Origin of the sequence: Marinobacter litoralis (assembly GCF_003336705.1) — a bacterium.
Lineage (GTDB): Bacteria > Pseudomonadota > Gammaproteobacteria > Pseudomonadales > Oleiphilaceae > Marinobacter > Marinobacter litoralis.
Genome location: NZ_QMDL01000001.1, coordinates 1,151,176 through 1,165,635, shown reverse-complemented (window position 1 = coordinate 1,165,635; position 14,460 = coordinate 1,151,176). Strand labels below are relative to the sequence as shown.

Sequence of the window (14,460 nt, the reverse complement as noted above, 5' to 3'; positions counted from 1 at the left end):
AAGGCGTGTAACCCGCTTGACGGGGACGCTTGCGCCAGAAAAATGTGCGGAGTAACTGCAATGACAACAAAAAAGTCCATTTTAGCGAGGTCTATTCAGCTAGCGCTGACGACCCAGATCGCGTGCCTTGCACCAACCGCAGCCGCTTTCGACTTCAGTTTCTACGAGATTGATGCATCGTTCAGCACCACACTGACAGTGGGCACCGCCTACCGGCTGGAAGACCAGGATCCCGACCTGATCACTCAGGGTAACTTGGGGCCGGAGTATGCCTACAGTGATACTGGTGCATCTTCCAATAACTTTGATGACGGTAACCTTAACTTCAAAAAGGGCGACCCGTACTCAACCATCGCACGTGGTCGTAGTGAGTTGTTCCTGGACTATGTTCCAGATAGCGATGTACTGACCCGTGTCGGCTTCTTGGGCCGGGCCAGTTATTACTACGATTTCGAGCTTAAAGATAACGAGCGCGCCGTTGACCCCGTTGGTCAGCAACGTGAGCTGAACCCGGAAGCGAAAGATAACGCGTCCGGAATCGACTTGCTGGATGCGTATGTTTTCACAGACTGGCAAGTAGGGGACGTTCCGGTAGCGGTACGCTACGGTCGTCAGGTGGTTAACTGGGGCGAAAGTACCTTCATCCTGGGGGGCATTAACGCCATAAACCCCATTGACGTTCCGGCGTTTCGTGCGCCCGGTGCGGAGCTTAAAGACGTGCTTCTTCCGGTCGAGATGCTCTATACCTCGGTCGGGCTAACGCCGGAAGTAACCGTAGAAGCCTTCGTCCAGACGGATTGGGAACCGTTCCGCATCGATGACTGCGGCACCTTCTTCTCTACGGCCGACGTTGCCGCTGATGGATGTGGCCCGGTATTGCTGGCTGGACAAGTTCCGGATTCACAAGCCTTTAACGAAGGCTTTATCTCACCTCGAATCGGTGACAGAGAGCCTGGCGATAAGGACCAGTTCGGTGCAGCGGTGCGTTGGTATGTTACCGAGCTAGAGGCCGACGTGGGCTTCTACTACACCCGGTATCACAGCCGCCTGCCGTACATTAGCGGTGTGGTGAACAACCCGGCTTCGCCTGAAGGCAGCCAGATGCGCGACGACAGCAAAGAGGACTCGCGCTTCCCGAGCTACTTTATCGACTATCCCAAGGGCATCGATCTGTTCGGCGTGAGCTTTAACACCACGTTGCCCACCGGTACGTCCTTGGGCGCGGAGTATAGCTACCGCCCGAACATGCCCATTCAGTGGAATACCTTTGAGCTGATTTACGGTGGTCTGCAGCAGCGTGGGCCGGATGGACAAGTGATCAGTAAGCTGGAGAAGCGTGAGCAAGCCAAGGGTGGCAATTACGCAGGTAAAGCGGTGGATGGCTACGACCGTTATGGCGTATCCCAGTTCCAGACCACTCTGATTCATTTTATTGATCAGATTATGGGGGCAGACCGTTTCATCATCGTGGCCGAACTTGGTGCCACTTATGTACACGACCTGCCTGACTTGTCGGAAGCCCGTTATGGCCGCTCTGGCATGTTCGGTGTGGGACCGGTTCCCCTCGACGGGCCCAACTTCTCTGGCGATTTCTGTAGCCAGGGCACAGACAGTGAGAAACGCCTTAACATTAATGCCACAAATTGCACGAATGATGGTTTCACCACGGATTTCTCGTGGGGCTACCGTGCACTGTTTGTTTGGGACTACCCAAGTGCAGTGGCCGGTGTGAACTTGCGTCCTAAGCTGTTCCTCTCGCACGACGTTGAAGGTTATGCGCCGGATCCCGGTGGCAACTTCAAAGAAGGCAACAAGTCGGTAGGGCTTGGCTTGGATGCGACCTATCAGAATGCCTATAAGGCTTCCATCAGTTACACCAACTATTTCGGTGGCGATTTTAACGAAACCAACGACCGCGATTTCGTGGCCGCTTCAATCTCTTACGCATTTTAATACCCGGGAACTCAAGGAGACCTGACCCATGAAAATGATACGAACGTTCTTATACAGCGCAGTAGCCAGCGCTATGTTGGCTGGAGGCTCGGCTTCTGCCGCCGTGTCGCAGGATGAAGCCGCCAAGCTTGGCGATTCACTGACCCCCATGGGTGCGATCAAGGCAGGTAATGGCAACGAAATTCCTGCTTGGGACGGTGGTTTGGTAACCCCACCGGCAAACTACAAAGGCGATGGCCGCTACGTTGACCCGTTCCCGAACGACAAAGAATTGTTCCGAATTGATCAATCGAACGTTGACCAATACGCCGACAAACTGACCCCGGGTCAGGTTGCGATGATCAAAACTTACGACAGCTATTTCATTCCGGTGTACGAAACCCGCCGGACCGGTGCCTACCCGGAAGTTGTTCAAAATAAAACCAAAGAAAATGCCACGAACGTTTCACTTATCGAGAGCGGCAACGGACTGAGCAACTACCAGACTGCGATACCGTTCCCGATTCCCCAAAACGGTCTTGAGGCAATCTTCAACCATATCACTCGCTACCGTGGCGGCTCCGTAACCCGTAACGTCGCGCAGGTGACTCCTCAGCCCAACGGTGATTTCAGTGCCGTTAAGTTCACCGAGTCGTTCACCGAGCGAGTCCAGTTGAAGGATTATGATCCGTCTGAAGACGAGAACGTAATGTTCTACTTCAAGCAGACCATCACAGCACCGTCTCGATTGGCTGGTAACGTGCTGCTGGTGCACGAAACCATTAACCAGGTTAAAGAACCGCGTCGTGCGTGGTTGTACAACTCAGGCCAGCGTCGTGTTCGTCGTGCCCCGAGTGTTGCTTATGACGGGCCAGGTACTGCAGCTGACGGCCAGCGTACGTCAGACAACCTTGATCTGTATAACGGTGCGCCGGACAAGTACAACTGGGAGCTTAAGGGCCGTAAAGAACTTTACATCCCTTACAACTCCTACCGTATGGCGAGTGAAAACCTTAAGTACAAAGACATCATTAAGCCGGGTCACGTGAATCAGGAACTGGCGCGCTACGAGCTGCATCGTGTATGGCACGTAACTGCGACCCTGAAAGACGGCGAACGTCACGTGTACAAAAAGCGTGACTTCTATATCGATGAAGACACCTGGCAGATTGCCGTGGTTGATCACTACGACGGCCGTGACAACCTCTGGCGTGTAGCGGAAGCTCATGCGATGCAGGTTTATGATGCGCGCATTCCGGCATACGCCTTTGAAACACTGTATGACCTTTTGTCTGGTCGCTACCTGGTGATGGGTATGACCAACGAAGAGAGCGATCCGTACTCGTACGGTGTCGAGCGCAGCTCGCGGGAATACACCCCGGCTGCTCTGCGCCGCGCCGGTGTTCGTTAATCGGTTGACTGAGTGAAGCAGGCCCCGCCCGGTGTACGCATCGGTCGGGGCCCCTATCCAAGGTAGGAGTTCACCAATGTACATACTCGATATACAAGCAAGTGGCACCGGTGCCGAAAGTTATCCGGCTGAGATTGCTTGGTGCCGTATGGACGGATCTGAGTCTTATTCCACTCTCATAAATCCCGATAGTGTGGATGGCTGGAAAGCATGGAGTCATCATGCAGCGCGTTACGGGCTGACAAGACAAGAGTGTTGCGAGCGAGGTGACACGGTCGCCTACGTAGCAAGACGTGTTGGGGATCTATTAAAAGACTATCCGGTTTATTCTGAATCTCCAATCCAAGACCAGCAGTGGCTCGATAAACTGTTCATGTCTGCAGGCAAACGATGTCCTGCAAAGCTGGTATCGATAGAGCACGCCGTGCCTTCCCCAAGACGACTCGAGCTGCATCGCTATCTCATGGCGCGCCGTGACGAGCACAATGCGGCCGCAAATAGCCTGCTTTTAGCTCGCGCTATACGACAAATCAAAGGCACGGCCACGCCTCGCAGCCGTAACCAAAGCGCTCTAAGTTCGCCCTTTAAGTGGTTGAAAGGTTTCTCGTTTGTAACCTGAGATTGCGTTTTTTAATCTCGTCCTGACGCTCGTTCTGCTATTCTTCCTTGCAACGCTCTGATTCCCATTGTCATCGCAAGCTTTTCTATTCACTAGAGTTTGCGTTGTTATTGAAATGGCTGCGAACACAAGGAACCTCCCATGAAAAAACTCAGCTTGCTGGCATTCGCGATCTCGATCTCGGCCACTCCGATGATGGCACTGGCAAAGATTACGGCGGCAACGCTGTATCCCTCTCATGCTGAGTTAACGTGGAAGGAGACTGGTCAGGTCAGTGCCGGGGCGGGAGCAATCGAAATCAAGGGGCTCCCATTGAGCCTGCAAGATCAGTCGTTACAGGTGATGCTCGAAGGTCTTCCGGGTGCGACGTTGCAACAGATTCAGGTGGTTAGAGCCGAGCGTGAAGAGTTCGTGGCCGAAGAAACCCGCCGACTACGGCAGGCGTTGTCTGAAGTAAATCTTCGGATCCAGGAGCACGAAGATCTCATTAGTGCCTGGAAGCAACAAGTCACCCTGATGAATCATGCGGCCGAATCACCTAATGAGGTAACTGCTTCGGAGTTGAGTAAGCTGGCAGTTGCCCTGAAAGAAACGACGCAGTCCGCGTTAGCGGAAATACGCCAAATACGGGAAAGCATGAAGGACGATCTGGCTTTGAAAGATCGTCTTACGCGCGAGCTTTCCCAAACTACTCAAAACGCAAAAGCGACCAAGAACGTGAAGGTGTATTATCGGGCACCGAGCAGTGGTTCGGTACAAATAAAACTTCGGTTCCAGACGTCCGAGGCCCGTTGGCACAGCGAATACAATGCGCGTTTGAACACGGAAGTGGGCACCGGCGGTGAACTAACCCTGGAACATATGGCGGTTGTCCAGCAGACGACGGGTACCGATTGGGACGATGTTCAAGTGCAGCTCGCAACCGCAAATGCCCGAAAGGGAACGTCCATGCCCCCCGTTAACCCATGGATTGTAACACCGGGTCAGCCTGAACGATTCCAGTCCAAGGCGTTCGCGCCGATGGCCGAAATGCGCGCAGGCTCGTCAATGGCCGATTCTGCAGTTGTTGAGCAAGCCAGCACGTTTACCCAAAGTTACCGCCTGCCTGAGCCGGTTCAGATTCCAAGTGATGCCTCCGGTCAACGCTTTAGAGTGGCGGACCACGTTCTGCCTGTCGAAGTAGCGGTGTGGTCTGCACCTGTATTGGACCCAACCGGTTACATCCATGCCAAAGGCGTATTCAAGGGTGAAGTGCCGATACCGGCAGGACAAACCACTCTGTATAGAGATGGCCAAAGTGTCGGCCAGTGGCATCTTGGCGAACTTTCACCCGGCGAAGACATTGCCCTGGGCTTTGGTGCTGATCAAGCAGTGAACATTACGGTGGTAAATGAGCTTGAGCGAACCGGGGAGGAGGGCATTTGGAAAAGCGAAAACGTTCAGCGTCGCCAGAATCGCTTTGATGTCACCAACCATCATGACAAACCCGTTCAAATTAAATTGTTCGACCGGATTCCAGTCTCGGAGCAAGACGTGCTAACCGTCAAACCCCTTACAATCAGTGAGCCTGTGCAACGTAACTTCGAGGACAAAAAGGGCGTTTTGGTTTGGGATCGTGAGGTGCCTGCAGGCGAAACGGTAAGTGTGAAATCCGGGTTCGAGATGCGGGTTCCGGAAGGAACCACATTGCCACGGCTGTGAATGTGAATTGAACGTCCAAGGGGTGGATGGGCCGGTTAAACACGCCTTTTCACCCTAAAATCCTGCATATTCACGTGTTATGCCTCATAATTGTTTAATCACTCCGCACGTTTAGGTTGTACGACTGCGCTATGGAAATTACCTTCTTGAAGGAAAAAGGATTCGTAAAATCAGCTCTGACAACCGGGCTTGTTTGCGTATTGGTATTTACGTTAATGGTCTACGGTGCGCTTCAATACCAGGCGGCGCTCCAAATCGACGATTTAAAAGTTGCGGAGCAGGCAAAAACCCGCATGACATCGGGGCTCCTTGAGCAAGTTTTCGAGTATACCGCGAATGATCTTCTTGCCATAGCAAGCTTGCCCGCAGCAGTTCGGTTCAATAGTGGTCGCTCTGAGGAGTGGAAAGAGGCGCTGCAAACGGTTTTTCGGGTTCAGCTGGCGCAAAAAAACGACTACAGCCAACTGCGATTTCTCGATCACGACGGCACGGAACTCGTCAGGTTAGAAAAGACCAACCAACGAGTTTTTAATAGACAAGACACTGCCATGCAGTTTAAAGGCGAGCGGTATTATGTCATCGAAACTGCCGCGCTCTCAGAGGGCGAAGTTTACGTTTCACCGCTGGATCTGAATGTCGAAAATGGGCAAGTCGAAGTGCCATATAAGCCCATGATCCGTTTCGGGACTCGGGTTGTCGATGAGGGATCAGGCAAGCAGGGTTTAGTCGTTCTGAATATGAAAGGTGAGGCGCTGCTGGACACCTTTGAGACGGGTATGGCTGGCTCTTATCCCGCGTTTCTCCTGAACGATGAAGGCCACATTATTGCCGGGCCAGATGAGAATGACGAGTGGGGCTTTATGTTTGGCCTTCCGTCGTCATTTGCCCGGGATTTTCCAGAAGCACTCGAACGTATTTTAACGGATGATTATGGCTGGATTGAAACAAGCAAAGGCCTCTTTGTTTACGAGACGGTCCATCCGTTGAAACAGTCCCAAAGTAGCCAATTGGCGGAGCAATACACCTGGAAGACGGTTTCGTTTATTCCAAGCTCGGCACTGCCATCGTCTACACTGTTGAGCCATTCTTGGGTGGTAGGCTTTTACATCATTGGCGTGCTTCTGACGCTTGTTATTTCTTTTTATACCCACTTCCTGATCCACAAAAGGCGTGAGCTTCGGCGTGCAAATGTACAGCAATCCAAACGATTCTGGAAGATCTCCAGTGTATTGGGTGATGGTTTGATTGTGATGGATAAATACGGCGTACTGACGTATATGAACCCGGAGGCGGAGCGGATATTAGGGTGGGACGCGAACGACCTTGTCCACAAGCGAGGGCATGAAGTATTCCATGTTCACGAGCAAGACAACCCTGATTGTTCCGTCATGGAGGTTATGAAAACACGCCAGCTTTACCGGAGCAAAGACGAAGAATTTCGTCGTAAAGACGAGTCAACCATACCGGTAATTCTCAATGCGGCACCCCTTACCAGCGATACCGGTGATGAAGGGGTAGTGATCTCGTTTCAGGACTTTTCGGAGATCAAAGAGTACCAGGAAACCATTCATAGCCTGGCTTTCCAAGACAGCTTAACCGGCCTTCCAAACCGTCGCGTGCTGGAAGATCGTATGCAGTTGGCTATCGCCTTATCAGGTCGCCACGCCCGTCACCTGGGATTGATGTTCCTCGATCTAGACCATTTCAAACAAGTCAACGATACGTACGGCCACGACGCAGGCGATATATTGCTCAAAGAAATCGCCGAGCGTTTAGAGCGCAACGTTCGGGAAACCGACACCGTCGTCAGAATGGGGGGCGATGAATTTATCGTGCTCCTGCCGGAGGTATCCTCTACAGAAAACGCAAAGGTGGTAGCCGAGAAAATTCTTGCTGCCGTATCACAACCTGTGGTGTTGCCTTTAGGGGTTGCGCGAGTGGGCGTTAGTATTGGTATCACAATAGCGCGGGGCGCGGGTTTAACAATTGAAGGCGTCATGCAAAGTGCTGACAAGGCTATGTATGAAGCTAAACGCAGGGGAAAAAACCAGATTTACGTGAACGAGTATCTTTTGCCGAGCAACGACGCTGACCGCCAAAGTTAAATGTCTTTCTTAGATTCAGGAATCACTCATGAGTGTTGTACCCTTCGAGCACCTGGCATGCCCGTTATGTGGCCTGCCTCTTTGTGGTGAGGAAAAAAGCTGGCGGTGTGAAAGTGGCCATAGTTTTGATGTTGCAAGACAGGGTTATGTCCATCTGCTTCCCGTACAGAAAAAACGCTCCAAAGATCCGGGTGACAGTAAGGCCATGGTTGCTGCGCGCCAGCGCTTTCTTGAAGCAGGGTATTATCAGCCGATTGCTGAAGCGGTAACAAAAGCAACCTTAGCAGGCGCTCCTGATGGTTCTGTCCTTAATTGTCTGGATGCGGGTTGTGGTGAGGGCTATTACCTTCGCGAGCTCGGGCGGAATACTGAGGGCACCGAGTTAACCTTGCTAGGTCTCGATATATCAAAGTGGGCGGTATTATCGGGTGCTCGGCAAGATCGGCGAGTTAGCTGGGTAGTGGGCAGTAATGCGAACTTGCCGGTGGTATCCAAATCACTAGACAGGATCTTATGCTTGTTCGGTTTTCCAGTGTACCCGGAATTCGCTCGGGTGCTCCGCCCGGGTGGGCGGTTGATTCAGGTGGATGCCGGGCAAGATCATTTGCGTGAACTCAGGCAAATCATTTATCCGGAAGTCCGAACCGAATCCAAGAAGGTCTCAGGCGCTCCTGAGGGTTTTCGCCGGATCGCGAGTGAAGATATTCGTTTCCCACTGCATCTGGCTGGTGCCGGGTCGATTGCTGACTTGCTCGCAATGACCCCTCATCTATATCGGGCAAGCCAAGAGGGCAGGGCAAGGGCTGCCGCTTTAGAATCTTTGTCTTTGACGGTTGATGTTTGCTTGCACACGTTCGAGCGGATTTGAACCACAAACAGCCCTATGGCCGGGTTCAGACAGAGGCGATTTCTTCGGCGGTGAGTAGTCTGTACTGACCAGGAGACAGATCGTCGTTGAGTTGTATATTACCCATGCGTTCCCGGTGAAGAGAAGTGACCCTGTTACCAACGGCGTGAAACATGCGCTTGACCTGATGGTATCGGCCTTCGTAAATTGTGATCCGGGCTTCGCACTCCTGAAGCTCTTCAATCTGAGCTGGCGAGGTGGTCAGTTGTTCGTATTCGAACCAGATGCCGTCTGCAAATCGTTGGTGAGTTTCTGCAGTGATCGGTTTTTCCGTCGTTACTCTGTAGACCTTGGGAATCTTGATGTGCGGCTCGGTCAGGCGACGAGACCAGTTACCATCGTTCGTCAGTATCAATAGACCGGTACTGGCACGATCCAGGCGACCACCTATGTGGAGTTCGTCCTGAAGCTCCGGCTCAATTAACTCAAGCACGGTCGGATGGGCATCGTCCACGGTTGCGCTTAGGTAGCCCGCGGGTTTATTGAGCATGAGGTACCGGGAAGGTCTGGCCGTTTGAATAACCTCGCCATCTACGGTCACCGCACAAAACTCGCTGACATCGTGACTCGGGTCCCTGCATAGGTTGTTGTTTACGGAAACACGACCCGTGGCAATTAAGGCGTTAGCGCGTTTGCGACTAACGCCGTTTTGATTGCTGACAATGCGCGATAGCTTCATGAGGCACGAACGGTTAAACGCCGGTTCCCTTAGCCTTTAGACGATAAAACTCTTCTATAACCTGTTCCATCGCATCGGCGCAGTATTCCCGCAGGCCGCCCAGCATAATGTGTTTGGATACGTCGCCCACCGCCTCACCGTTTGACAAAAATTTGTAATCCAGCGTGACGTTACCTCGTTTCCCGGCGGCTTCGAGCTTTGTGTTGCTCAACTCCAAATCCGGATTCGAGGTATTTAGTTGCTTAAGAGACAAGCTCATACTCTGGTACATCACCATCGGACGATCAGGATTGAACATCACGCCATGGGACTCCATGAGCGGCTTGAGTGTGTGGGGGAAGTTTTTGCCGGACGTGGAAACGTAGCACCGGATAAACTCCTCAACGGCTGTCTCGTCGAGCGTTCGTTCACCGCTGCGGCTTACTTCGATGTAGACCTTGCCGGCTTCGTCGCATACTTCTATCGTGCCATCTTCGCTTTCACGAAACTCAAGCGGCACCTCAGCGCCCAGCAGGTTCTGGAACGTGAAACTCATGGTGCTGGACAAGCCAAATCTGGACAACACAATGGCAAACAGGAGGTCACCGGGCACGCAGAATCGGCGTGCATCCACATCGTGGATCGGGTTGAAATCTCCGGCTATTTCCTTGGCAAAAAGGCTCGCCTGCCGCGCTGTAATAATGATGCGCTCGTTTTCTATAGAGTAAAAGCGGTCTAAAAACATAGTTTTCCTTTAGTCATTACCAGCTTCCGCCTCTTGCAGGCGTTCTTGGCGATCCCGTTCTTCTTCCTTAGCGGCTTCGATGATTTCGATAAGCTCGTCCACATCCGCACTTTTGGTGTTGTGTTCAAAGCAACCGGTAAGTTTGGTATCCGGGTAGAGTTCACCCGCTTCATACAGGGCCCAGATTTCTTTACCATAGTCCGTATTCAACAATTCCGGGGCAAAGCGCCCGAAATAACGGCACATGTTATCGATATCACGCTCTAGCATTCGTTCGGCGTTGTTGTTTCCCGAGGCGTTAACCGCTTGCGGCAGGTCGATGATAACCGGGCCGTCCGGGTCTACAAGCACGTTGAACTCAGACAGATCCCCGTGGATCAAACCGGCGCACAGCATACGAACCACATCGGAAATAACCTGAGCATGGTAAACCCTGGCTTGCTCCGGTGTTAGTACCACATCGTCTAATCTCGGGGCGGCTTTTCCGTCTTCATCCGCGATCATTTCCATCAACAGGACACCATCTACGAATCCGAACGGCTCGGGCACCCGAACGCCGGCTTGTGCAAGACGGTACAAGGCATCTACCTCAGCGTTCAGCCAGGCATCCTCCTGTTCTTTTTGGCCGTATCGTGTTTTCTTGCTCATCGCCCGGGCTCGACGGCTATTCCTGACCTTTCGGCCTTCCTGGTATTGAACAGCCTGCTTAAAACTGCGCTTTTGAGCCTCTTTGTAGACTTTCGCGCAACGAACACCGTCTCCACAGCGAACCACGAACACTTGAGCTTCTTTGCCGCTCATCAACTGATACAGCACTTCATCTACCATGCCGTCATCGACTAGGGGCTGTAATCGCTTGGGTATTTTCATAAAACTCGGAGCTGCCTGATTATGTCTGTTCGGAAAACCACGTTTGTCAGCATGTCTAAACGTATACTACCTCATAATGAAGCTGGTACTCTGCTGGTTGCGATAATCAGTTCATTATTCGGGCGTGCCTTGGTCAATGGATTCAATGATTCCTCCTGAGAGTTTTATGGATTTGCTGTTGGACGCCTTATTCATCGTCGACCGCGATGGCTATATTCAATACGTCAGTTCTGCGAGCTACCGGATTTTTGGATACCGACCAGAGGAAATGGTTGGCCGCCCCGTTCTGGATTTTGTTCATCCTGAAGACCAGCAACGAACAGCCGATGTTGTTCAAGAAATTTTGCAGGGTGATCTAAAGCCACACTTTGAAAACCGCTATATCCGCAAAGATGGCTCGACAGCTCACATTATGTGGTCGGCGCGGTGGTCAAGTGACAAGCAGGTCCGCGTTGCCCTGGCGCGAGACATCACCGAACGCAAACGGAGTGACGCCAGGCAGTCTGCTGTTTACGCGATTTCAGAAGCGGTTCATAGCGCGGATGATTTATCGTCACTGTTCAAGGCGATACACCGCATCGTTGATGGTTTGCTCGCAACGCCGAACTTTACGGTTGCACTTCTTGATCCTCGTGATGGGGGCATGGACGTTCACGATTTCTCTGATGGGCCAACGCTCGAGTCTCACTCTGAGCCAGTAGTAAAAAAGCTGTGCTTAGAGTTGATTCATTCGGGCCGCTCCAAACTTGTCCAATCTCACCTGCTAGGTGTTTCGCTACGCTCGAACGACAAAATTTATGGAGCGGCGTTGCTGCACAGAAATGCAGGAACGGATCACTTTTCGGAACAGGATGTAGAGTTGCTCGAGTTTTTGGGAGAGCAAATTGCAACGGCGGTAGAGCGCAAACGGATGCATTCCCAGCTAGAGTATATGGCCAGTTACGATCAGCTCACGGGGTTGCCCAACCGGCATATTGTGCTCGATCGAATTCAGAATGCCATCGCCCGGGAATCCAGAAGACGGGGTATCTTGGCGATTTTGTTTCTCGACCTGGACAAGTTCAAAGAGATTAACGATACCTACGGGCACAGTACAGGCGATGAGGTTTTGGCTTTGGTTGCTGCTCGTATGAATGAATGCGTTCGTGAATCAGATACCGTGGGCCGTATAGGTGGGGATGAGTTCGTCGTGTTGCTGGATACGATTAAGCAGAAATCTGATGTCATCGGTATTGCTAACAAAATTCGTACCGCACTCAGTGCGCCTTATCAACTAACGTCGGTTACTCTGCACTTAACACCGAGCATTGGGATGGCGTTTTACCCAGAGCATGGACAAGATATCGAAACATTGATTTCGTCTGCCGACAGCGAGATGTATTTGGATAAACAGGGCAGGCATTAACAGCTTCTAAGAATAAACGGGATTCCAGAAACACAAAAAGGCAGCCGAAGCTGCCTTTTTTAAAACGCTGAAGGGCTGTAAATTACAGACCTACTACGTTTTCCGCCTGAGGACCTTTCTGGCCCTGAGTTACGGTGAACTCAACCTGCTGGCCTTCTGCCAGAGTCTTGAATCCGCCGCCTTGGATGGCGCTGTAGTGAACGAAAACGTCAGGGCCGCCTTCGCGAGTGATAAAACCAAAACCTTTGGATTCGTTGAAAAACTTAACAGTACCGGTAACAGTAGACATATATATAATCCTGAACTCAATCATTTTATTTGCCGTCTGATCGTCTACATGACGTCAGATCAGCGGGTTGTGCGGAAACAAAAAACTTGCGTGATCAAAAACAGGACGATGCGCTACTGATGACAACAGGTATACGTCTTATTGATGAATGCTTTGCTAAATCTTTCCAACGACCGCCACTGTACCCTTACTGGATGAGTTTGCAAAGTTTTTTTTGATAGGCACTAACCCATAGCCGGAAAGCCGTTCACTGGCGGTTTACTTCGGGTATCCGGTGATCTTTCGTATCTTTCGATACAACGGTTGTAAACGGTCATACATTTCAAGATACACATCGGAATACAGCTGCTCGTAAAGTGCAGAGTCTTCATCAGACGGTTCGAAAACTTCCCCGACACGAGTCATGGCGCGCACTGCTGTTTCAAAGTCTGGATGGAGTCCCAAACCAACAGAGGCATCGATCGCAGCGCCCAGCCCCGAGGTCTCATAAGTGTGTGGCCGCTCGGCGGGCAACCCGAAGATGTCGGCCGTTAGCTGCATAGCGGCATCACTTTGCGACCCGCCACCTGCAACCCGCAATCGTTTAATGGCTTTTCCGTTGCGTTTTTCGAGCCGTTCTTTTCCCTCGCGGAGCGCGTAGGCCAAGCCTTCCAGAATGGCTCGGTAAATATGTGCTCGTGTATGCACATCGCCAAAGCCGATGATGGAACCCTTTGCTTCCGGCCCGGGTTGTCGAACGCCGGGGCTCCAGTAGGGTTGCAGCATCAATCCCATGGAGCCGGGTGGCACTGAATTTACCAGCTCATCAAACAACGCCTCTGCCTCAATGCCTTTTTGTTCGGCGATACGCTGTTCGCGTAAACCAAATTCCTGCTTGAACCAGCTAACCATCCAAAAGCCCCTGTAGATCATGACCTCGGAGGAATAGTGGCCCGGTAGCGCCGACGGGTAGGGGGGCATCAAACGGGTGGGCTCAACGTATTTATGGTTAGTCGTGTTGATGGTGGCGGTGGTGCCGTAACTCATGCACGCAGTGTCCGGAGCCAAACCGCCTGAGCCGAGAATCTCGCAAGCTTTGTCTGAGGCTGCCGCAATAACTGGCAAACCAACCCGCAAGCCCATGTGCTGGGCTGCTTCCGGCAACAGTTCACCCAGCTTTTCGCCGGGCTTGACCAGATCCGGCAACATGTCGCGCCTAATCGGCGTGATCTGCCATTTGAAGTCGTGCCGGCCAGCCCACTGGTGGCGCTTGTAATCAAATGGCAAATAGCCGACTTGGCTGCCAGTGGAATCGCGGTACTCTCCTGTCAATCGGTAGTTCAAATATCCGGAAAGTAGCAGGTACTTATGGGTTTTTGCCCAGATATCAGGTTGGTTTTGAATGATCCAATTAGCCTGAGTGTTTTCCCGAAACCGTTTGATCGGCTCTTCGGCACCGATCAGTTTTAACACGACGCCCCAAAGGCCTTTCACCGGGCCGTCTACTTTCGCGTGCCGTTGATCCAGCCAAATAATGGCGGGGCGCAGTGGGTTGCCGTTCTTGTCAAGATTGATGACGGTGCCGCGCTGGGTAGTGACTGTAACCCCACGAACCTGTTCGGGCTTAGCTTCGGTACTGCGCCACAAGGCATCGCAAGCCAACCCGAGGTTCTCCCAGAAGTATTCCGGGTGCTGCTCCGCCCATCCCGGCTGATCTGAAAAGTAAGGTTCAATCTCTTGTTTGCCTTTGCCGACAAGGTTGCCGCGCTTATCAAACAGCAGTGCCCGAACGCTTTGAGTGCCGTTGTCGATGGCTAAAATCAATGAGTCATCAGCCAT

General features: G+C 52.1%; 12 protein-coding genes. 7 read left to right on the top strand and 5 right to left on the bottom strand.

Annotated elements, in window-relative coordinates; all coding sequences use genetic code 11:
* Positions 1 to 60: 60 nt before the first annotated feature.
* The 6 genes from DOQ08_RS05400 (at position 61) to DOQ08_RS05375 (ending at position 8,636) form a co-directional block, all read left to right on the top strand.
* Positions 61 to 1,953 (top strand): DUF1302 domain-containing protein, encoded by a 1,893-nt coding sequence (locus tag DOQ08_RS05400; RefSeq protein WP_114333834.1) that lies wholly within the window; start codon positions 61 to 63, stop codon positions 1,951 to 1,953.
* A 34-nt stretch (positions 1,954 to 1,987) separates the two neighbouring features.
* Entirely contained in the window at positions 1,988 to 3,343 is a 1,356-nt protein-coding gene (locus tag DOQ08_RS05395; RefSeq protein ID WP_406565345.1) for a DUF1329 domain-containing protein, read from the top strand.
* Between the two features lie 76 nt (positions 3,344 to 3,419).
* A complete protein-coding gene (locus tag DOQ08_RS16235; RefSeq protein WP_114333832.1) occupies positions 3,420 to 3,962 on the top strand; it encodes a hypothetical protein in 543 nt (180 codons plus the stop codon).
* Between the two features lie 141 nt (positions 3,963 to 4,103).
* Positions 4,104 to 5,663: a mucoidy inhibitor MuiA family protein gene (locus tag DOQ08_RS05385; RefSeq protein WP_114333831.1), complete on the top strand. Its 1,560-nt coding sequence runs from the start codon at positions 4,104 to 4,106 to the stop codon at positions 5,661 to 5,663.
* A gap of 131 nt (positions 5,664 to 5,794) precedes the next feature.
* Entirely contained in the window at positions 5,795 to 7,768 is a 1,974-nt protein-coding gene (locus DOQ08_RS05380; protein ID WP_114333830.1) for a diguanylate cyclase domain-containing protein, read from the top strand.
* Positions 7,769 to 7,796: 28 nt separating this feature from the next.
* On the top strand, positions 7,797 to 8,636 hold the full coding sequence (locus DOQ08_RS05375) for a putative RNA methyltransferase (RefSeq protein WP_114333829.1): 840 nt from the start codon (positions 7,797 to 7,799) through the stop codon (positions 8,634 to 8,636).
* Between the two features lie 25 nt (positions 8,637 to 8,661).
* Here the strand turns inward: DOQ08_RS05375 and DOQ08_RS05370 are convergent, their stop codons facing one another.
* The 3 genes from DOQ08_RS05370 to DOQ08_RS05360 are packed head-to-tail and all read right to left on the bottom strand — an operon-like array spanning position 8,662 to position 10,948.
* Complete coding sequence (locus tag DOQ08_RS05370) at positions 8,662 to 9,354, bottom strand: pseudouridine synthase (RefSeq protein WP_114333828.1); 693 nt, start codon at positions 9,352 to 9,354, stop codon at positions 8,662 to 8,664.
* A gap of 13 nt (positions 9,355 to 9,367) precedes the next feature.
* Entirely contained in the window at positions 9,368 to 10,078 is a 711-nt protein-coding gene (locus tag DOQ08_RS05365) for a DUF3581 family protein (RefSeq protein ID WP_114333827.1), read from the bottom strand.
* 9 nt (positions 10,079 to 10,087) lie between these two features.
* The gene (locus DOQ08_RS05360; RefSeq protein WP_114333826.1) at positions 10,088 to 10,948 is read right to left on the bottom strand and encodes a PA4780 family RIO1-like protein kinase; all 861 of its coding nucleotides are present in this window, start codon (positions 10,946 to 10,948) and stop codon (positions 10,088 to 10,090) included.
* Between the two features lie 166 nt (positions 10,949 to 11,114).
* On the opposite strand from DOQ08_RS05360, the gene DOQ08_RS05355 reads away from it, so the two are divergent.
* Complete coding sequence (locus DOQ08_RS05355) at positions 11,115 to 12,353, top strand: sensor domain-containing diguanylate cyclase (protein ID WP_264756343.1); 1,239 nt, start codon at positions 11,115 to 11,117, stop codon at positions 12,351 to 12,353.
* Between the two features lie 82 nt (positions 12,354 to 12,435).
* Here the strand turns inward: DOQ08_RS05355 and DOQ08_RS05350 are convergent, their stop codons facing one another.
* Together DOQ08_RS05350 and DOQ08_RS05345 are read right to left on the bottom strand one after the other, a co-directional pair.
* Positions 12,436 to 12,642, bottom strand: a complete 207-nt coding sequence (locus tag DOQ08_RS05350) for a cold-shock protein (RefSeq protein ID WP_011784828.1) — start codon at positions 12,640 to 12,642, stop codon at positions 12,436 to 12,438.
* Positions 12,643 to 12,900: 258 nt separating this feature from the next.
* Entirely contained in the window at positions 12,901 to 14,460 is a 1,560-nt protein-coding gene (locus DOQ08_RS05345) for an FGGY-family carbohydrate kinase (protein WP_114333824.1), read from the bottom strand.